Origin of the sequence: Rhodoferax sp. U11-2br, assembly GCF_018619435.1 — a bacterium.
In the GTDB taxonomy this organism is placed as follows: domain Bacteria; phylum Pseudomonadota; class Gammaproteobacteria; order Burkholderiales; family Burkholderiaceae_C; genus Rhodoferax.
The window spans coordinates 13,395-32,524 of sequence record NZ_JAHFZF010000003.1 but is presented as its reverse complement, the minus strand read 5'-3'; the positions used below and the strand labels follow the sequence as shown (position 1 = coordinate 32,524).

Annotated in this window: 13 protein-coding genes; 4 read left to right on the top strand and 9 right to left on the bottom strand. The window is 61.2% G+C overall.

The annotated features are described in order from the left end of the window. Positions 1–6 precede the first annotated feature (6 nt). Together KKO72_RS21235 and KKO72_RS02585 are read left to right on the top strand one after the other, a co-directional pair. Positions 7–2,790: a PAS domain S-box protein gene (locus tag KKO72_RS21235; protein WP_214935188.1), complete on the top strand. Its 2,784-nt coding sequence runs from the start codon at positions 7–9 to the stop codon at positions 2,788–2,790. Positions 2,791–2,858: 68 nt separating this feature from the next. Continuing rightward, a complete protein-coding gene (locus tag KKO72_RS02585) occupies positions 2,859–3,755 on the top strand; it encodes a patatin-like phospholipase family protein (protein ID WP_214935186.1) in 897 nt (298 codons plus the stop codon). A gap of 7 nt (positions 3,756–3,762) precedes the next feature. Here the strand turns inward: KKO72_RS02585 and bfr (KKO72_RS02580) are convergent, their stop codons facing one another. From bfr (KKO72_RS02580) to KKO72_RS02560, 5 genes are all read right to left on the bottom strand, one after another. Then, the gene (bfr, locus tag KKO72_RS02580; RefSeq protein WP_078363963.1) at positions 3,763–4,230 is read right to left on the bottom strand and encodes a bacterioferritin; all 468 of its coding nucleotides are present in this window, start codon (positions 4,228–4,230) and stop codon (positions 3,763–3,765) included. A gap of 23 nt (positions 4,231–4,253) precedes the next feature. Continuing rightward, positions 4,254–4,721, bottom strand: coding sequence for a bacterioferritin (gene bfr, locus KKO72_RS02575; RefSeq protein WP_078363964.1), 468 nt, complete (start codon positions 4,719–4,721; stop codon positions 4,254–4,256). A 126-nt stretch (positions 4,722–4,847) separates the two neighbouring features. Continuing rightward, the gene (locus tag KKO72_RS02570; protein WP_214935183.1) at positions 4,848–5,075 is read right to left on the bottom strand and encodes a bacterioferritin-associated ferredoxin; all 228 of its coding nucleotides are present in this window, start codon (positions 5,073–5,075) and stop codon (positions 4,848–4,850) included. A gap of 436 nt (positions 5,076–5,511) precedes the next feature. Further along, the gene (locus tag KKO72_RS02565) at positions 5,512–6,657 is read right to left on the bottom strand and encodes a two-component system response regulator (protein WP_214935181.1); all 1,146 of its coding nucleotides are present in this window, start codon (positions 6,655–6,657) and stop codon (positions 5,512–5,514) included. Between the two features lie 12 nt (positions 6,658–6,669). Then, positions 6,670–11,817, bottom strand: a complete 5,148-nt coding sequence (locus KKO72_RS02560; RefSeq protein ID WP_214935179.1) for a PAS domain S-box protein — start codon at positions 11,815–11,817, stop codon at positions 6,670–6,672. 348 nt (positions 11,818–12,165) lie between these two features. Between KKO72_RS02560 and KKO72_RS02555 the strand changes: the two genes are divergently transcribed. Continuing rightward, positions 12,166–12,774: a TRAP transporter small permease subunit gene (locus KKO72_RS02555; protein ID WP_214935177.1), complete on the top strand. Its 609-nt coding sequence runs from the start codon at positions 12,166–12,168 to the stop codon at positions 12,772–12,774. A 15-nt stretch (positions 12,775–12,789) separates the two neighbouring features. Next, positions 12,790–14,580, top strand: coding sequence for a TRAP transporter large permease subunit (locus KKO72_RS02550; RefSeq protein ID WP_214935176.1), 1,791 nt, complete (start codon positions 12,790–12,792; stop codon positions 14,578–14,580). Between the two features lie 99 nt (positions 14,581–14,679). Here KKO72_RS02550 and KKO72_RS02545 read toward each other — a convergent pair whose 3' ends face one another. From KKO72_RS02545 to xseB, 4 genes are all read right to left on the bottom strand, one after another. Continuing rightward, the gene (locus KKO72_RS02545; protein WP_078363968.1) at positions 14,680–15,762 is read right to left on the bottom strand and encodes a TRAP transporter substrate-binding protein; all 1,083 of its coding nucleotides are present in this window, start codon (positions 15,760–15,762) and stop codon (positions 14,680–14,682) included. A 139-nt stretch (positions 15,763–15,901) separates the two neighbouring features. Next, complete coding sequence (gene dxs / locus KKO72_RS02540; RefSeq protein ID WP_371736805.1) at positions 15,902–17,773, bottom strand: 1-deoxy-D-xylulose-5-phosphate synthase; 1,872 nt, start codon at positions 17,771–17,773, stop codon at positions 15,902–15,904. 80 nt (positions 17,774–17,853) lie between these two features. After that, the gene (locus KKO72_RS02535; RefSeq protein ID WP_214935174.1) at positions 17,854–18,858 is read right to left on the bottom strand and encodes a polyprenyl synthetase family protein; all 1,005 of its coding nucleotides are present in this window, start codon (positions 18,856–18,858) and stop codon (positions 17,854–17,856) included. Further along, a complete protein-coding gene (gene xseB / locus KKO72_RS02530) occupies positions 18,855–19,097 on the bottom strand; it encodes an exodeoxyribonuclease VII small subunit (protein ID WP_180132367.1) in 243 nt (80 codons plus the stop codon). The genes KKO72_RS02535 and xseB overlap by 4 nt, the downstream gene beginning before the upstream one ends. Positions 19,098–19,130 lie beyond the last annotated feature (33 nt).

Genomic DNA, 19,130 nt, shown 5'->3' with positions numbered 1-19,130 from the left:
GCTTTTATGCAGCTCAACTTTTTGGCCAAGCATTCCATCAAGACACGGGTCACGCTGTCGACCATGGGCATTTTCCTGGCCAGTTTGTGGAGCCTGTCTTTTTATGCCAGCGTTGAGTTAAAAAACGACCTGCAGGCTGGTCTCAGTGCCCAGCAGTTTGCCACCGTGACCCTGTTGTCCAGACAGCTCGACGAGCAGTTGTCCGAGCGCCACGCGTGGCTGCAGATGGTGGCCAACGACACCGACGCCAAGCTGCTGCTGGACCCGCCCAAATTGCAAAGCAGCCTGGACCAACGTGTTTTGTTGCCCAGCAAGTTCAACGACGGGGTGCTGGTGCTCAACAGCCAAGGTCTGGTGCTGGCCGACAGTGTCAGTGGCCCAAAGCGCGACGGGCAGACACTGCTGGAGTTGGCCTCGGTACACACCGCACGCAGCGAGGGACGCAGCAGCATCGGACAGGTGTCTGCGGTGGCCGGAGTCGGCACCCCCAGCCTCGACATGGCGGCACCACTGCGCGATGCCGGTGGCCGCGTGGTGGGGACGGTGGTCGGCCTCACCAACTTGCGCAAACCCAACCCACTGACAGCGATCACCGCCAACCGCTATGGCTACACCGGTGGCTACTTGCTGGTCGACCCGCTCCAACGCCGGGTGATTGCCGCCACCGACACCACACGCATCATGGAGCAGTTGCCCGCAGCGGGTGTAAACCCAGCGCTGGACCGTTTTCTGGATGGTTACCAGGGCTCGCTGGTGTTGACCAACCCAAGAGGTGAGGAAGTGCTCGCCTCCGACAAGCGCCTGGCGAGCACCGGCTGGATTCTCTCGGCGGTGCTGCCCACCACCGAGGCTTTTGCCCCGATCCAGGCGATGCAGCAGCGCATGCTGCTGGCAACCCTGCTGCTCACCCTGTTGGCCGGTGGACTGACTTGGTGGCGCGTGCGGCACCAGTTGGCCCCCGTGCTCGACACCATCCGGGCCTTGGGTCAACACCCGCATCACAAAGAAATTCCAATCAGCCTGCCGGTGAATGCGCCCGGAGAAATCGGTGAACTGATCCAGGCCTTCAACACCTTGCTGGCGACCCTGGCACAACGCAACCAGAAACTGTTGGCGCAACAGGACATGTTGTCGCGCACTGAGGCCTTGGCCCACCTGGGCAGCTGGTCGTGGGACATCGACACCAACACCGTCACCTGGTCCGACGAGTTGTTTCAGTTCTTCCGTCTGGACCCGGCAGCCGGTGCACCCACGCTGCGCCAACTGGCCAGACTGTTCATCCCGCAAGACGCCCAACGGCTCGAGGAAGCGGTACAGCGGGCGCTGCATTACGCCATTCCTTTTGAACTGGAGTTGCACACCCTGCGCCGCGACGGCTCCCAGCGCTACTACCTGGCACGCGGTGAGGTACAGCGTGACGCGCAGCTGGTGGTACGCCGCCTGATGGGCTCCCTGCAGGATGTAACCGAACAACGCCAGATCCAGGAGACCCTGCAACACAGTTATGGCGCGCTGCAGGCGGTGTTGCAAACCACCCTGGACGGGTTTGTGCGGGCCGACAAACAGGGACGGCTGTTGCAGGTCAACCCGGCCTATTGCGCCATGTCGGGCTACTCGCAGGACGCGTTGCTGCAGATGTCCATCCTTGACCTGGAGGTCAGTGAGCGGCCAGAGGACATTGCCGCGCGGGTACTGCGCTTGTACCAGACCGGTCGCGACCAATTCGAAACACGCCACCGGCGCAAGGACGGCACGCTGTGGGATGTGGAGATCAGCCTGACCACCCACGCCGATGGTGGCGGTGACATGTTTGCCTTTGTGCGTGACATCACCGATCGCAAACGCGCGCAACTGCAGTTGGAGATGTCGGCCAGTGTCTTCAGCCATGCCCAAGAAGGCATCAGCATCACCGATGTGCACGGCCACATCCTGAACGTCAACGACACCTTTTGCCAGATCACCGGTTACTCCCGTGCCGAAGTCATCGGCAAACACACCCGGCTGCTCAAGTCAGAACGCCAGGACAACACGTTTTACCAAGGCATGTGGAAAGCCCTGCTGGTCAACGGCCACTGGAGCGGCGAAATCTGGAACCGGCGCAAAAATGGCGAAATCTACCCCGAACTGCTCACCATCAGCGCGGTACGCGACGAGCGCGGTGTGACGCGCCAGTATGTGGCCCTGTTCTCCGACATCTCGGCGCGCAAAGCCAATGAAGACCGGGTGCGGCAACTGGCCTTTTTCGACGCCCTGACCGAGCTGCCCAACCGCCGCCTGCTGACTGACCGCCTGAGCCAGATCCTGCTGGCCAACAAACGCAGCGGCCACTTTGGCGCGGTGCTGTTCATGGACCTGGACAACTTCAAGCCGCTCAACGACACCCACGGCCACGCGGTGGGCGACCTGCTGCTGATGGAAGTGGCACGGCGCCTCAAGGCCAGCGTGCGCGAGGTCGACACGGTGGCGCGCCTGGGGGGTGATGAGTTTGTGGTGCTGCTCAGTGAACTTGACCTCACGCTGGAGACCTCGCAGATACAGGCCATGGCCATCGCCGATAAAATCCGCCGGTCCATTGCCGAGGTGTACCGGCTCACCCGCAACGGCCACACGGGCTCGGCCAGCCAAGCGGTCGAGCACCACTGCACCGCCAGCATGGGGGTGGCCGTGTTTGAGCCCAGCCAAACCGATCAGGAAAGCATCTTGCACCATGCCGACGAAGCCATGTACCGAGCCAAGGAAGCCGGGCGCAACCAGGTGGTGCTGTACACCACCTTGCCAGCCAACACCTGAAACTATTGAATCTATAGCTATTCGCCCTTATGAAATAAGGGCATGAGCCTTGAATTGCCCTTAAATTTATGTACCGCCGCTCCCTCCTCCTGTCTGCCGCTGGCCTGTTGGCCGCTTGCAGCACCTCTGCTCCCCCACCCCCGGCACCGCTGGCCCCACCCGGCCCGCCACGCCAGCCGCGCATTGGCATCGCCCTGGGTGGTGGCGGCACCAAGGGTTTTGCCCATGTGGGGGTGATCAAGGCGCTGGAGGCGCAAGGCCTGCGGCCCGAACTGATCGCCGGCACCAGCGCCGGCAGTGTGGTCGGCGCCTTGTACGCCAGCGGGCTCGACGGTTTTGCGCTGCAGGAGCTGGCCTTTGGGCTGGACGAGAGCAAGGTCAAAGACTTCAACCTGCGCAGTCCCTGGGAAGGCCTGATGATTGGCCAGAAACTGCAGGACTATGTCAACGAGCTGGTCAAAAACCGGCCCATCGACCAGTTGTCCAAACCCTTTGTGGCAGTGGCCACGCAAGGAGATACCGGCCAGCGCGTCGACTTTGCCCGCGGCAACACCGGGCAGGCGGTGCGCGCCTCCAGCAGCTTCCCGGTGTTTTTTAAACCGACCCAGATCCTCGGCAAAACCTATGTGGACGGTTGCCTGGTGAGTCCGGTGCCGGTGGATGCCGCACGCAAGATGGGCGCCGACATCGTGATCGGGGTGGACATCTCCGCCCAGCTGGAGCGGCGGCTGGTGTTTGACGGTCTCAGCAACATGATTGACCAGTCCCTGGTCATCATGATCAGACGCCTGGGTGAACAGGAGCTGGCGCGCGCCGATGTGGTGATCCGCCCCAAGGTGGGCAAGATTGGCGTCACCGACTTTGACCAGAAAGACAAAGCCATTCTGGAAGGTGAAAAAGCCGTGGCGCTGGCGCTGGCCGACGTTCGCCAGGCCATCCAGAAGTGGCAGCTCAGCCACCCCTGAGCGTGTTTTAACTCGTCAGGCTCTGCAGGTAGTTGGGCAGGCCCATGCTCTGGATCAGCTCCTGCTGGGTTTCCAGCCAGTCCAGGTGTTCCTCGTTCTCCTCTTTGAGGTGCTCAAGCAGGTCACGTGAGACATAGTCCTGCTCGCGCTCACAGGTCGCAATCGCGTCCACCAGAACACTGTGTTTGCGCTGCTCCAGCTGCAAGTCGCAGCTGATGATTTCCGGCACATCTTCACCAATCAGGAGCTTGCCAAGTTCCTGCAGGTTGGGCAGCCCTTCGAGCAAAAAGATGCGCTGGATCAGCCGGTCCGAGTGTTTCATCTCGTCAATCGACTGGTGGTAGATCTTGCTGTCGAGCTTCTCATACCCCTGGTTTTTAGCCATGCGGGCGTGCAGAAAATACTGGTTGATGGCGGTCAGCGATTCACGCAAGGCGCTGTTGAGCACCATCAAAACGGGCTGGGAGATCTTCATGGTGATGGCTCCTAAAGAGGGTGTCAGCTGGCCTGGCTTTGCAGGTAATTGGGCAGGCCGATCTGTTGGATCAGGAACAGCTGCTGTTCCAGCCAATGGGCATGGTCTTCTTCGGTGTCCTTGAGTTGTGCCACCAGGATGTTGCGCGACACATAGTCCTGCTCTGTCTCGCACAGAGCCACACCCTTCTTGAGGTCAGCGCGCACCTTGAACTCCACCGCCAGATCGTTCTCGAGCATGGACACCACGCTGCTGCCAATGTTGAGTTGTTCGGGTGTCATGGCGGGTGTGCCACCCAACATCAGAATTCTGGCAATCAAGGCACTGGCATGACCGGTTTCATCGGCCATTTCGTGGGCAATGCGATCATGCAGCTTGCCATAGCCCCATTCGTGAAACATGCGCGAATGGATGAAATACTGATCACGCGCAGCAAGCTCGCCGGCCAGAAGGAAGTTGAGATAGGAAAGAACTGCTGGACTGCCTTGCATGGTGGGGCTCCTGTTGGTTGGGTCCGCGCATTGTAGAAACGCACAGACGCAAGTCAACAGCGTGGGGTCATCACCCACCGTGGCAGAATTTTCAGGGCATCACAGGGCGAAAGACGATGGCAGCTCCTAGCCGGCCAAAGCAATCAAACCCCGGGTTGGCTGGCCGTTGTGCTCGATGTGGGCAACCAACTGGTTCGGGCTGCATTCCGCGATGATGCTTCTGGCCTTGCACTCACATTTGCCACACTGGGTGGCCACGCCCAACTCCATCTGGAGGTCATCAAAATCCAGACCCGCGCGCGCACAACGTTCAATCGTTTTGTCATTGACGCGACGGCAAACGCAAATAATCATGACGCTCTTGATCTCCAGTAATGGTAACTATTCCCAGTTGGCAAATGATAACCATTCTTGAAAGGAACAGCAAGCCTGGGGTTGCCCCTCCCTCAGCGGGTGTTGGCAAGCCCCGCCTTGCCTCGAGCGTGTTCAGCCCCACCCAGCCTGTGTTGACGTGCGGAGCCTGTCCGTCCCGGTGCCAACACATCCACCCGCCATTTCGGTGCTAAGCCTGTCCTGTGGATGACGTTGCTCAGTCATGCCACAGGCACAGGTGTTGATGCCACAACAGCTTGGCCGCTTTTTGCAACTGGCCATCACGAGCCTGTTGCCAGTGCACACACGGGTGGGCACCAGACTGTATGTGGCGCGCGCAACAGCCCGCGCCTGTGAGACTTCGTTTTTGAGAGTGACTAGCCCTTGTTATATAAGGGCTACAGGCTCATTTAATGCCTTATTGGGGTAACACAGGTGGCCGAAGGGCTGGGCTCGGATCAACTTCGCGGTCCGCAAAACGCGCGGCAATCGCCTGAAACGCATCCTGCACCGCCACAAACGCATCCACCACATCCGGGTCAAAGTGGCTGGCCCGGCCTGCCAGAATGATCTCGACCGCCTGGGCATGTGACATACCCGCTTTGTAGACCCGTCGACTGATCAAGGCGTCATAAACATCGGCCAGCGCCATCAGGCGTGCGCTGATCGGGATGGCATCCCCCACCAGGCCCTGCGGGTAACCGCTGCCATCCCACTTTTCCTGGTGCGACAAGGCAATTTCCTTGGCCGCGCGCAAGAAGTCCACCGTGATACCCAAGGCTTTCTCCGCGTGTTCGATGGCTTCGAACCCCAGAGTGGTATGGCGTTTCATGATCTCCAGCTCGTGCGGTTCGAAGCCCCCGGGCTTGAGCAGGATGCGATCCGGAATGCCCACTTTGCCGATGTCATGCAGCGGCGCCGACTTGAACAGCATGGTGATGTTGGCCTCACTCAGATACCGCTCAAAGCGCGGGTGCTGGCGCAGCTGCAGCGCCAGTGCCTGCACGTAGTACTGGGTGCGCCGGATGTGGTTGCCGGTATCGGTGTCGCGGGTCTCCGCGAGTGAGGCCAGCGCCAGAATGGTCACATCCTGGATCGCCATCACCTCGGCGGTGCGCCGCGCCACCTCCTGCTCCAGATAGGCGCTTTTGTCGCGCAGAAAATCCGACGAGGCCTTGAGTGCCAGATGGGTTTTGACCCGCTCTTGCAAAATGGGCGGGCTGATCGGTTTGGTAATGTAGTCCACCGCGCCCAGCTCAAAACCCTTGCGCTCGTCCTCGATCTCGGCTTTGGCGGTCAGGAAAATCACCCGGATGTCGCGCGCCTTGGGGTCGGCCTTGAGGCGCTGGCAGACCTCGTAGCCATCCATGCCGGGCATCATGATGTCGAGCAGAATCAGGTCGGGCGGCTGCTCGGAAGTCGCAATACGCAAGGCCTTTTCACCATTGTTGGCGACCCGCACGATGTAGTCGTCACGCAGCAGGCCACTCACCAGGGACAGGTTGTCGGGTGTGTCATCCACCACCAGCACGGTGGATTTTCGGGGTGCTTGCGGGAAGTCCATAAAGTTGAAACCTCAGGATGGCAAACTTTTCATGCAGGCACGTAATTGCAGCAAAGCGGCCTCAAAGTCAAACACCTTGACGGCGCTCTCGATCTGACGGTAGTGCTGCGGGAAAGCAGCCTCCAGCAAGTCGGCATGGTCGCTGACCAGGTCCACAGCGGTCGCGTCATCGTAGGCCAGCAAAGCATCCAGCCGGGCGCACATGTCCTTGAGCTGAACCGGGTCCAGCGCCACTGGCGGACGGGGCAACTCGGTCGGCAGGGCCTGCTCCAGCGCGTCGATCAGCGCGGTGAGTGGCCCGGCCAAGGCCTGCACCGCGCTGCGCACCGTGGCCACCGGCCCACGTTGGCGGGCAGTGTCCTCCACCACAGCAGCCAGCGCCTGCACCTGATGCGCCCCGATGCTGCCAGCGGTGCCCTTGGTGGTGTGTGCCAGACGCTCGGCGGTGGTCAGGTCCTGCTGGTCCAGCGCCGCCTGCAAGCTGCTCAGCAGCCCTTTCTGGCCCGCCACAAAACGGCGCAGCATCGAGAGGTACAGCGTTTTTTTACCCAGCACCCGCCGCAGCCCGGCCTGTGTATCAAGTCCGGCAATGTCGGTTGGCGCCCGCCAGCCGATGTCTGGGGCGGCGGGCACAGCGGGCACCGGACCCGGCAGCAAGGCGGCCCCCGGGCGCGGTGTGATCCATTTCAGCAAGGTCTGCCACAGCCGGTCGGGATCGATCGGTTTGGCAATGTGGTCGTTCATGCCCACATCCAGACAACGCTGGCGGTCACTGTCTTGCACATTGGCGGTCATGGCCACAATCGGCAGCGCTTCAAAAGCAGGCAAACGGCGGATTTCACGGGTGGCGGTTTCGCCGTCCATCACCGGCATCTGCATGTCCATCAGCACCAGATCAAAGGGACTGCGCTGCACTTTTTGCAGCGCAATCTCGCCGTTTTCTGCCAGTTCCACCACAAAACCGGCATCACGCAGTAACTCCAAAGCCACTTCCTGGTTGAGGTCGTTGTCTTCCACCAGCAAAATCCGGGCGCCTTTGATACCCGCGAGGTTTTCCACACTCAGCGGAGGCGCCTGTGATGCGCCACGCCGCTCGGGTGGCACCTGCCCCATCAGGCTCATCACACTCTCAAACAACATCGACGGGTTGACCGGCTTGATCAACACATCGTCCAGCCCGGCCTGGGCGGCGCCCTTGAGCACATCTTCACGGCCAAAGGCGGTGACCATGACCCGGTGCGGTGGGTGCCTCAGGGGCCGCGCCTGCAAACGCCTGGCCACCTCGATGCCGTCCATGCCGGGCATCTGCCAATCCAGAAACACAAAGTGAAAGGGCCGCTCCTGGGTCTCGGCCTGGTCCACTGCATGGATGGCACTGCTGCCACCATCGGCCTCTTCCACACCAAAACCCATGCCTTCGAGCATGCCCCGCAGCACCGTTCGGGCGTGGTCGTTGTCGTCCACCACCAGCGCCCGGCAACCCTGCAAGTCGGCACTCAGGATGCGGGAGGGCTGCGCTGCAACCCCTTTGCCCAGACGCGCGGTGAACCAGAAGGTGCTGCCCTGGCCCGGCACACTGTCCACCCCCACCTCACCCTGCATCATGTGGGACAGCTTCTTGGCAATCGACAGGCCCAGCCCGGTGCCGCCGTAGTGGCGTGTGGTGGAGCTGTCGGCCTGCTGGAACGACTGGAACAGCTGGCTGCGCTGCTCGTCCGAGATGCCGATGCCGGTGTCGCGCACCGCAAAATACAGCAGCACATCGTTGTCACTCTGCTCGCGCACCCGCACCACCACATCAACCTCACCTTGTTGGGTGAACTTGACCGCGTTGTTGGCGTAGTTGATCAGCACCTGGGTCAGACGCAGCGGATCACCCACCAGGTTGTTGGGCACATCGCGGTCCACGTCAAAGATCAGCTCCAAGCCCTTGGCGGCGACCTTTTCACCGATCAGGTTGCTGACATTGCCCAGCACCTTCTCCAGGTCAAAAGCGATGTGTTCGATCGCCAGTTTGCCGGCCTCGATCTTGGACACATCCAGGATGTCGTTGATGATGCCAAGCAGGTGCTGGCCCGAGTCCATGATCTTTTTCATATAGTCGCGCTGGCGCGGCAACAGCTCGGTCTTGAGCATCAGGTGGGTCATGCCAATCACCGCGTTCATGGGGGTGCGGATCTCGTGGCTCATGTTGGCCAGAAAATCGGCCTTGGTGCGTGCGGCGTCTTCGGCCAGCTCTTTGGCACGACGCATGGCATCGGCAGCGGCACGTTCCTCCGAAATATCGTCCACCACCCACACCGTGCCCTTGCTGTGGTCGGCCACGTCCACCGCCTTGCCGGTCAGACGCACCCAAAACAGGCTGCCATCGAGACGTTTGAGCAGCTGCTCGCGGGTGTGCGCCTGGCCACGCCAGATCACTTCGTAGACCGGGTCACCGCCCAAAGCTTCGGCATCGGCGTCGGTATACCAGATGCTGGTGCGCTGCCCCACCATGCCGCCTTCGAGCCAGCCAAACAGCTCGGTCAGACGCCGGTTGCAGCGCACAAAAACGCGGTCCTTGATCAGTGCCATGCCCGAGGAGGCGGTCTCGAAGATGGCCATCTGTTCCTCCCCCGCGAGTCGCAAGGCATCGGTGACCTGCTCCAGGTCGGCCGTGCGCTGGGCCACCAGTTCCTCCAGATGGGAGCGGTACTGCGCCAGCTCCAGCGTCATGCGTCGCTTCTCGGTCACATCCTCCTTGATCGCCAGGTAGTGGGTGATGTGGCCATCGGGCTGGCGCACCGGGGTGACATGGACCTCTTCCTCGTAGTCACTGCCGTCTTTGCGGCGGTTGAACAGCACACCGCGCCAGGTGTCACCCCGGACCAGGGCGGCCCACATGTCCTCATAGGTCTGGGGCGGTGTTTTGCCGTTCTTGAGCAGACGCGGGTTGGCACCAATCGCCTCGTCCCGGCTGTAGCCGGTGGTGCGGATGAAGGCCTGGTTGACGTATTCGATGTCGGCATTCAGGTTGGTGATGACCACACTCTCCGGGCTTTGCTCAACCGCGAGGTAGAGCATGCGTAACTCGTCCTCGGTGCGTTGGCGCTCGGTGATGTCTTCCTTGACCGCCACATAGTTGCAGATCCGGCCCTCAGCATCACGCAAGGGGCTGATGATGGCGGCCTCGATGCGCTCACGCCCGTCCTTGGTGCGGTTGACAAAATGCCCGCTCCACTGCTGCCCGGCGGCCAGCGCTTGCCACATCTCCCGAAACACCTTGGCCGGGGTTTTGCCCGAGCTCAGCAACCTGGGGTTCTGCCCGATGACCTCGTCACGGCTGTAACCGGTGAGGCCGATGAAAGCGTCATTCACAAACTCGATACAGGCATGCACATCGGTGATCACCACCGCATGTGGACTTTGTTCAACCGCCATGCTGATCTTGCGCAGCGCGAGTTCGGCCTGTTTGCGCTCGCTGATGTCGTCCCACAACACCACCATGTAGTCTCGCCCCTGCTGGCGGATCACCCGGGCGTTGATCGACACATCAATCTCCCGGCCATCCTTGCGCCGGTAGCGGGTTTCAAACCGGGCGCCGCCGTCGACCAGCGTCTTGCCAACCCGCTCTTGCAGTGCGAGGGCATCCAGCACCGCCTGGTAGTCCAGCAGATTCATCTGCAGCAACTCGTCGCGGCTGTAACCCAGGATCTGGCAGCTGGCCGCGTTGACCTGGACCATGTGCAAGGATGGCAGCTCCACCAGGTTGATGGCATTGGCGGCCTGCTCGACGATGGCATGCATCAGCGCCTGGGTCTCGACCTCTTGCTCACGCGCACGGCGCAGCGCAAAGGTTTTGTGCAGCCGCGTGCCCACTGCGTCCAGCAGAGCCTGCTCTTCGGGCAAAAAAGCGTCCTCGACCCCAGCGGGCAGCTCGGCCAGATACGCCACACAGATCTGGTGGCGCGCCACCTCAGCCTTGCCACCAAAGTCCACGCACAGATGCTGTGCCTGCTGCAGCACCGCGGGCTCCCCCCACACCACACCCGGCGCAGTGATACAGGCAGCAGCCAGCTGCGGCAAACGCATCGCCGCAGGCAAGCGCGCCACCACCTGCTGCAACAGCTCGTCATCAGGGATGGCATCGTTCTCGCTGAGACGCGACACCTCATGCAAACAGGCCAACTCCCTCATGCGTTTGTCCAGGTCATTCTGGGCAGATTTGCGCGCCAGCAGGGAATCACGAAACGCCAGAACAGCCACCGCCAGGTCACGCAACAGGCTGGTGCTGTTGTGGCTGAGCGCCTCCACCTCCTTGAGGGCCGGGGGGGAGGCGTCTTGCGACGCCATGCCCAACATCGCACCCGACAACAAAGACACCCGCTGCATCATCTGGTGCGCCAGCCAGAGCCAGCCCAGCAACAGCAGCAGCAGCGACACCCCGCCGGTGACACCGAGCTTGATCACATGCGCCTGAAACAGACGGACCTGGTCAGCGCTGCGTTGTGCCATGGTGGCGGTGGCCGCGTTCACAATGCTGTGGGTGTGTTCACTGAACGCCACATAACTTTGCCCGGCCCGAAACGCCAACGGCATGGCGGCCTTCGGGTCCTTGGCCGCCAGCGCGATGGTCTGGACAATCCGCTCTCGGTAGCTGTCAAAGTCCTGGCGCGCCTGCTGGGTGGTCACCACCGCGTCAGGAGAGTCCTCCAGCTCCAGCAGCCGGGGCTCCAGACTGGTCAGCCAGTTCACCACCGTGGTGTGCACCCGGGCCACACTGCCCGCATCGGCCTGGCCCCGCACAGCCAGGTCCAGCGTATCGGCCACCAGCTTCTGGATCGCGGCAACATCCTGGTTCAGCCGGTTGGCCACCGCCAGTTGGGCGGTGTCCTGGGCTTGTGCCAGCGCCACCACGCGGTACTCCTCACGCAGGTTGTCCACGATGGCATAGACAATGCCTCCGGCCGCCACAATGACCGCCAGCATCGGCAGCACAAACAGCAGCCAATACCAGGAACCGCGCCCGCGCATCCGACGGCCACCAGTAAGAGGCGCGGGTCGCGTTTGAGCAAACCTCACACCAGCCTCCCCCGGCCCACCCGACTGGCCCGGCAGCAGCCCAAAACAGCCCGAACCCGCGCCATCAAAGCGGCGGCCATGGGGGGCAGAGCTAGACAAAGCGGGCGCATGACAGGCATTCTGCACCACGGCAAGATCCGAGTGTGTGTCTTTCTGCCATCTACTATGCTTTTGAAAGCAATTAGCCCTTATCAATCAAGGTCTGTAGCCTAAATAGGCGTTCAAGCAAACACATCACAGGCGTTGGGAAAAAACCATGGTCCAGCACCGTTTGAACAAGCACCAAGGTGGCTGCTGACGGACTCTGGCCAAGGGCTCGGTGCGCGTGGGTGCCCCGGGTTCAACCCTCGCACTGAAACCAGGCATTCCCGCTAAACTTTGAATCGCATTCGCGACAACAAACTGAGGGTGACAAACACCCTCTCCATACCCCAAGCTGGAGACAACATGCAGGCGTTTTTAAAGTTATCGAATGCCATTGACGGGCTCAACCGTTGGATTGGCAAGTATGTGATCTGGCTCATTCTGGCCTCGACCGTGATCAGCGCCCTCAATGCGGTGGTGCGCAAAACCTTCAACGTCAGTTCCAACGCTTTTCTCGAAGTGCAGTGGTACCTGTTTGCGGCGGCCTTTCTGCTGGCCTCGGCCTACACCCTGCTAAATGGTGAACATGTGAAGATTGACGTGTTCTACGGGCGCCTGACCAAACGCACCCAGACCTGGGTTGACGTGTTTGGCTTCACCTGTTTCCTGCTGCCGTTTTGCAGCGCCATCATCTGGTTTAGCCTGCCGTTTTTCCTGAAAGGTTTTCACAGCGGTGAGATGTCGGGCAACGCAGGTGGTCTGATCCGCTGGCCGGTGTACGCCATGATGCCGCTGGGTTTTGCCCTCCTGTGGTTACAAGGCCTATCCGAGCTGATCAAGCGACTGGCGTTCCTGATGGGGCTGATTGAGGACCCGACCGAAAAGGTGCTGGGCAAATCCGCTGAGGAAGAACTGGCCGCCGCCATCCAGAAACTGGCTGAAGAAAAAGCCGCGCCAACCAAAGCGGCCTGAGGCCAGGGGAACAATATGGAGTTCATTTCAACCAATATCGCCCCGATCATGTTCATGGGGCTGATCGTCTTCCTGCTGATGGGTTTTCCGGTGGCGTTCAGCCTGGGTGCCTGTGGCCTGTTTTTTGGTTTTGTCGGGGTGGAGCTTGGGCTGCTGCCCGAAGCTCTGATGCAGGCGCTGCCGCTGCGCATCTTTGGCATCATGCAAAACGACACCCTGCTGGCGATCCCGTTTTTCACCCTGATGGGCCTGATCCTGGAGCGCAGCGGCATGGCCGAGGACTTGCTCGACACCATCGGCCAGCTGTTTGGTCCCCTGCGCGGCGGGCTGGCCTTTGCGGTGATTTTTGTCGGCGCCCTGCTGGCCGCCACCACCGGTGTCGTGGCGGCCTCGGTGATCTCGATGGGCCTGATTTCTCTGCCCATCATGCTGCGCTACGGTTATGACCGGCGCATTGCCTCGGGCGTGATTGCCGCCTCGGGTACGCTGGCGCAAATCATCCCCCCCTCTTTGGTGCTGATCATTCTGGCCGACCAGCTGGGCCGCAGTGTCGGTGAGATGTACAAGGGCGCGTTTATTCCGGGCTTTGCGCTGACCGGCCTGTACTTTGGGTACGTGTTGCTGATCACTTTTGTCCGCCCCAACTGGGTGCCCGCCCTGCCGCCCGAGGCGCGCACCATCCGCGAAGACAACGGCAGCAGTGGCCTGCCATCGCTGGGCATTTTGACGGTCTTGAGTGCTGGTGTGGCGATCTACCTGGGACAGCATTACGCCCAGGTGCTGAGCTACCTCAAGGGTGAAGAGGTGCTGATGGTGGCCAAGGACGAAACCGTGGTGGTGTCTTTGTGTGCCGGTGTGGTGCTGGCTTTTTTGATAGCGGTGCTGAACAAGGTGACCCGCGCCGGGTTGCTGTCGCGCATGGCCGAACGGGTCACCTTTGTGCTGATCCCGCCGCTTCTCCTTATTTTTCTTGTGCTTGGCACTATATTTTTAGGAGTTGCCACCCCCACCGAAGGCGGCGCCATGGGTGCCATGGGCGCGTTGCTGATGGCCGCCAGCCGACAACGCCTGAGCCTGGCCCTGCTCAAGCAGGCACTGACCTCCACCACCAAGCTGTCGAGTTTTGTCGTCTTCATCCTGGTGGGCTCGACCGTGTTCAGCCTGGTGTTCCAGGGGGTGGATGGCTCCAAATGGGTGGAGCATCTGCTGAGCTCGGTGCCCGGTGGCCAACTGGGCTTTCTGATTGTGGTGAACGTCCTGATCTTTTTCCTGGCATTTTTCCTGGACTTCTTCGAGCTGGCGTTCATTGTGGTGCCTTTGCTGGCACCGGTGGCCGAGAAGATGGGCATTGACCTGATCTGGTTTGGTGTGCTGCTGGGTGTGAACATGCAGACCTCGTTCATGCACCCGCCCTTTGGTTTTGCGCTGTTCTACCTGCGCAGTGTGGCCCCCGGCAAGGCCTACACCGACCGGCTCACCAAGAAGCTGATCCAGCCGGTGACCACGATGCAGATCTATTGGGGAGCAGTGCCGTTTGTGATCATCCAGATCATCATGGTGGGGCTCATCATTGCTTTCCCGGGCATTGTCTCGAGTGGCCTGGACAAAAAAGAGGCGGTGGATCTGGACAAGGTGGCTGCCGAAATGATGGCCAACATGCCGGATGCCGAGCCGCAAGTGCCAACGCCAGAGGCGCAGACGCCCTCGACCGAGAGCACAGAACCCCAACCCGAGCCGGCACCGGGCGCCCCCGCTGCGGACGACCCCATGAAAGCCATGGAAGAGTCCATGAAAACCAACAAATAGGCTGAGTTGTCGCATGCGACCTGTCGTCAGCGACACAGGTCGTCTCCAACAAAAAACCCGCATCAAGCGGGTTTTTTGTTGTTGGGAAAAAGCGCCTTATCAGAGCTTGCGGGTGGCCATGAACGAGTCGAACTTGGCTTCGGCAAAACGGAACCACAACACCTGGTCACGCTGAAAATTGCGCAGGTCGGCGTAAATCTTCTTCCACTCGGGGCTCTTGGCATTGTTGGCCTCAAACACCGTCATCGCCGCCTTGAAGGAGCCTTCCAGCACGTCCTGCGGGAAGGGCAGAACCTTGGTTTTCGCGGCCACCAGTTGTTTCAAAGCGGTCGGATTGAAGGCGTCGTATTTGGCCAACATGTCGGTGGAGGCCATGGCACAGGCGGTTTCCAGGATGGCCTTGTTTTCTGCCGACAGGCTGTCCACCGCTTTCTGGTTGGCATAAAAGTCCACTTCGGGGCCACCTTCCCACCAGCCGGGATAGTAGTAGTACGGTGCCACCTTGTTGAAGCCGAGCTTCTGGTCGTCATAAGGGCCCACCCATTCGGCCGCGTCAATCGTGCCTTTCTCCAACGCCTGGTAAATCTCACCACCCGGAATGCTTTGTGGTACGGCGCCCAGTCCTTGCATCACCTCACCCACCAACCCACCACCCAGGCGCATCTTCATGCCCTTGAAGTCGGCAAGCGACTTGATTTCCTTGCGGTACCAGCCACCCATCTGCACACCGGTGTTGCCACCGGCATAACTGACCATGCCGTAGGTGGCATACAACTCGTTCATGAGCTTGCGGCCATTGCCGTGCATCATCCAGGCCGTCATCTGGCGCGCGTTCAGACCAAATGGGATGGCCGAGCCCAGGGCAAACGCCGGGTTCTTGCCGTAAAAATAATAAGGCACGGTGTGGGTCATCTCCACCGTGCCGTTTTGCACACCGTCCACCACACCAAAGGGAGGCATCAACTCACCACCGGCATGCACGGAAATCTCGAACTTGCCGCCCGACATCGCCCTGACCGCCTTGGACATCACTTCGGCTGCGCCATAAATCGTGTCCAGTGATTTGGGGAAACTGGACGCCAGGCGCCAGCGCACGGCGGCCTGCGCATGCACAGCAGGTGCGGCCCCTGCGGCCAAAACACCGGCGATACCCGCGTTTTTGATGATTGAACGACGATCCATCGATGAACTCCTCTAGTTGTGAACTGGGTAACACTTGACTTGCCAACGCAGCACGCGCAGGGCAAGTTCGCCAGTCATTCTAGGGAGCGGACCCCAGCGACAAGGCCCGGGTTTTCCCGTGCCTTGTCGTCTGAACACCTCAGTTAGCGGGGTAAATGGCGCAAAAGCGTGTGCGCACCGAAGCCTCGATGCCCACCGCGTCCAGGCCCAGCATGGCCATCAGTTTGACCGGGTCACCGTGTTCGATGAAGCGGTCGGGCAAACCCAGCTGCAACACCGGTTTGGCCAGCCCGGCCTGCGCCAGCGCTTCGAGCACCGCGCTGCCTGCGCCACCCATGATGCAGCCATCTTCCAGCGTCACCAAGGCCTCGTGCTCGGCAGCGATCTGCAGCAGCAGCTCGGTGTCCAGCGGTTTGGCCCAACGCATGTTGACCACCGTGGCGTCCAGCACCTCGGCCACTTGCAAGGCCGGGTGTAACAGCGTGCCAAAAGCCAGCAGCGCCACTTTTTTGCCCGTGCGACGGATTTCACCCTTGCCCAACGGCAGGGTATCGAGGGCGCGAGACACGGCCACACCGGCCCCCACACCACGCGGGTAACGCACCGCCACCGGCCCCTCCTGGGCATAAGCGGTGCTGAGCAGTTGGCGGCATTCGTTTTCGTCCGACGGGCAGGCCACACTCATGTTGGGAATGCAGCGCATGAACGGGATGTCATACGCCCCCGCATGGGTGGCACCGTCGGCGCCCACCAGCCCGGCGCGGTCCAACGCAAACACCACCGGCAGATTCTGCAAAGCCACGTCATGCACCAGCTGGTCATAGGCCCGCTGCAGGAAGGTGGAGTAGATCGCCACCACCGGTTTCAGGCCCTCACAGGCCAGGCCCGCAGCAAAGGTCACCGCGTGCTGCTCGGCAATGCCCACATCAAAAAAGCGCTTGGGGAACAACTTTTCAAACTCGACCATGCCCGAACCTTCGCGCATGGCCGGGGTGATGCCCACCAGGCGGCTGTCGGAGGCCGCCATGTCACAAAGCCAGTTGCCGAACACCTCGGTGAAGGTGATCTTGCCCTGGCCACTGGCTTTGGCCAGCCCCACTGCCGGGTCAAACTTGCCGGGCCCGTGGTAGGCCACCGGGTCGGCCTCGGCCATTTTGTAACCTTGGCCTTTTTTGGTGACCACATGCAAAAACTGCGGTCCCTTGAGCTGCTTGATGTTCTCCAGCACACTCACCAGCGTGTCCACATCGTGGCCGTCGATCGGGCCGACATAGTTGAAGCCGAACTTCTCAAACAGCGTGATCGGTTTGACCATGCCCTTGGCCGACTCTTCAAAGCGTTTGGCCAGCTCCCACAGGGGCGGCGCACCTTTGAGCACGGTTTTGCTGGCATTTTTGGCGGCCGCGTAAAACTGGCCGCTGAGCAGCTTGGCCAGATGGCGGTTGAGCGCACCCACCGGCGGGCTGATCGACATGTCGTTGTCGTTGAGGATGACCAGCAGGTTGCAGTCGGCCACACCGGCGTTGTTGAGCGCCTCAAACGCCATGCCGGCGGTCATGGCACCGTCACCAATGACCGCAACCGCGTGGCGGTCTTCGCCCTTGAGGCGGCTGGCTAGGGCCATGCCCAGCGCCGCCGAGATTGAGGTGCTGGAGTGAGCGGTGCCAAAGGTGTCGAATTCACTTTCGTCACGCCGTGGGAAACCGCTCAGGCCGCCGAGCTGACGCAGGCTGTGCATGCGTTCGCGCCGACCGGTCAGGATTTTGTGCGGGTAGGTCTGGTGGCCCACGTCCCAGACGATGCGGTCATACGGCGTGTTGAGCACATAGTGCAGCGCCACCGTGAGTTCCACCGTGCCCAGGTTGGAGCTCAGGTGCCCGCCTGTTTTGGCCACGCTGTCGAGCAGAAAAGCGCGCAACTCGTGTGCCAGCGGCTCCAACTGCGAGCGGTTGAGCCGCCGCAAATCGTCTGGCGTGACAATGGTCTGCAACAGGGGGTACATGTTTTTCATGAATAGATGCTCTGATTGAAATAGCTACTCACGCTCTTTACATAAGGGCTAGAGGCACTTTTTATATAAATTTGAGGCGCTCAGTGGGTCCGGTCCACCACCATCTCGGCCAGACCCTGCAAAGCGCGCACATCGGCCAGACCACTGCGCTGGAGCGCCTGCAATGCTTGCGTCTTGAGGTTCTGGGCAAAGGCTCTGGCTTCATCCAGGCCCATCAGGGAAACATAGGTCGGCTTGTCGCTGTTGGCGTCCTTGCCAGCCGTCTTGCCCAGGGTGGCCGAGTCGGCGGTGACGTCCAGCACATCGTCCACCACCTGGAACGCCAGACCGATGGCGGCACCAAACTCCTGCAAGGCGCGCCAGGTGGCGGCGCTGGTGTGGCCACAGGCGGCCCCCATCATCACGCTGGCCTTGAGCAGGGCGCCGGTTTTCAGACGGTGCATCTCCTGCAACTGGCTCTCCGTCAGGCGCAGACCGACACTGGCCAGATCAATCGCCTGGCCACCCGCCATGCCGGTGCAACCTGCGGCGCGTGCCAGCAAACGGCACAGCTGGGCCTGTTGGGCGGCTGGCAGGCTGGCGTCATCGGGCGTCAGCAGCTCAAACGCCAGTGCCTGCAAGGCATCACCCGCCAGCAAGGCGCTGGCCTGGCCAAACTGAACGTGGACCGTGGGTTTGCCACGGCGCAACACATCGTTGTCCATACACGGCATGTCGTCGTGCACCAGTGAATAGGCGTGGATCAGTTCCACCGCACAGGCCGAACGCAGCGCGGCCTGGTACGGGCCCGTTGCCTGCTCCAAGGCGCCCGGGACGGTGATCGCCTCCTCACTGGCGCTGGCCACCTGGGACAACAGACCCGACTGCACCGCCTCAAACGCCGCCATCACCAGCAGCGGGCGCAGACGCTTGCCACCATCGAGCACCGCATAACGCATGGCGGCCATCAGTTCAACCGGCGCCTGGTGCTCCAGATGGGCCGAGGCGTCTACGGACACCCATTGGTCCAGTGCCTGTTCGACGGCAACGAGTTGGTGGCTGATCCAGTCAGCCAGGTCCAGGGGAAAAGCGGCAGAGGATCTCATTGTTCGTCAGAAGTCCAGGTTGTCAACACACCTTGGTCCAGCACCTTGACCTGGGCTTGCACCGCCTCGAGCCGGTCACGGCAGAAGGCCAGCAGCTCGGCGCCACGCTGGTACTGGGTCAGCAGCTGCTCCAGCGGCATGTCGCCCGACTCCAGCCTGGCGACCAGTTGCTCAAGCTCCTGCAAAGCAGCTTCATAGCTGGCAGGCGCCGCAGGGCCGTGTTTGGAAGCTGTAGCCATCGGCGAATATTCCTAAGTGCAAAGTGGCGCATT

Coding starts and splice junctions, on each gene's coding strand:
- KKO72_RS02550 (WP_214935176.1), top strand. CDS start 12,790: ATGGAGTTCATTTCAACCAATATCGCCCCGATCATGTTCATGGGGCTG.
- KKO72_RS02535 (WP_214935174.1), bottom strand. CDS start 18,858: ATGAGATCCTCTGCCGCTTTTCCCCTGGACCTGGCTGACTGGATCAGC.
- xseB (WP_180132367.1), bottom strand. CDS start 19,097: ATGGCTACAGCTTCCAAACACGGCCCTGCGGCGCCTGCCAGCTATGAA.
- KKO72_RS02545 (WP_078363968.1), bottom strand. CDS start 15,762: ATGGATCGTCGTTCAATCATCAAAAACGCGGGTATCGCCGGTGTTTTG.
- bfr (WP_078363963.1), bottom strand. CDS start 4,230: ATGAAGATCTCCCAGCCCGTTTTGATGGTGCTCAACAGCGCCTTGCGT.
- KKO72_RS02555 (WP_214935177.1), top strand. CDS start 12,166: ATGCAGGCGTTTTTAAAGTTATCGAATGCCATTGACGGGCTCAACCGT.
- KKO72_RS02565 (WP_214935181.1), bottom strand. CDS start 6,657: ATGGACTTCCCGCAAGCACCCCGAAAATCCACCGTGCTGGTGGTGGAT.
- dxs (WP_371736805.1), bottom strand. CDS start 17,773: ATGAAAAACATGTACCCCCTGTTGCAGACCATTGTCACGCCAGACGAT.
- KKO72_RS02585 (WP_214935186.1), top strand. CDS start 2,859: ATGTACCGCCGCTCCCTCCTCCTGTCTGCCGCTGGCCTGTTGGCCGCT.
- KKO72_RS21235 (WP_214935188.1), top strand. CDS start 7: ATGCAGCTCAACTTTTTGGCCAAGCATTCCATCAAGACACGGGTCACG.
- KKO72_RS02570 (WP_214935183.1), bottom strand. CDS start 5,075: ATGATTATTTGCGTTTGCCGTCGCGTCAATGACAAAACGATTGAACGT.
- bfr (WP_078363964.1), bottom strand. CDS start 4,721: ATGCAAGGCAGTCCAGCAGTTCTTTCCTATCTCAACTTCCTTCTGGCC.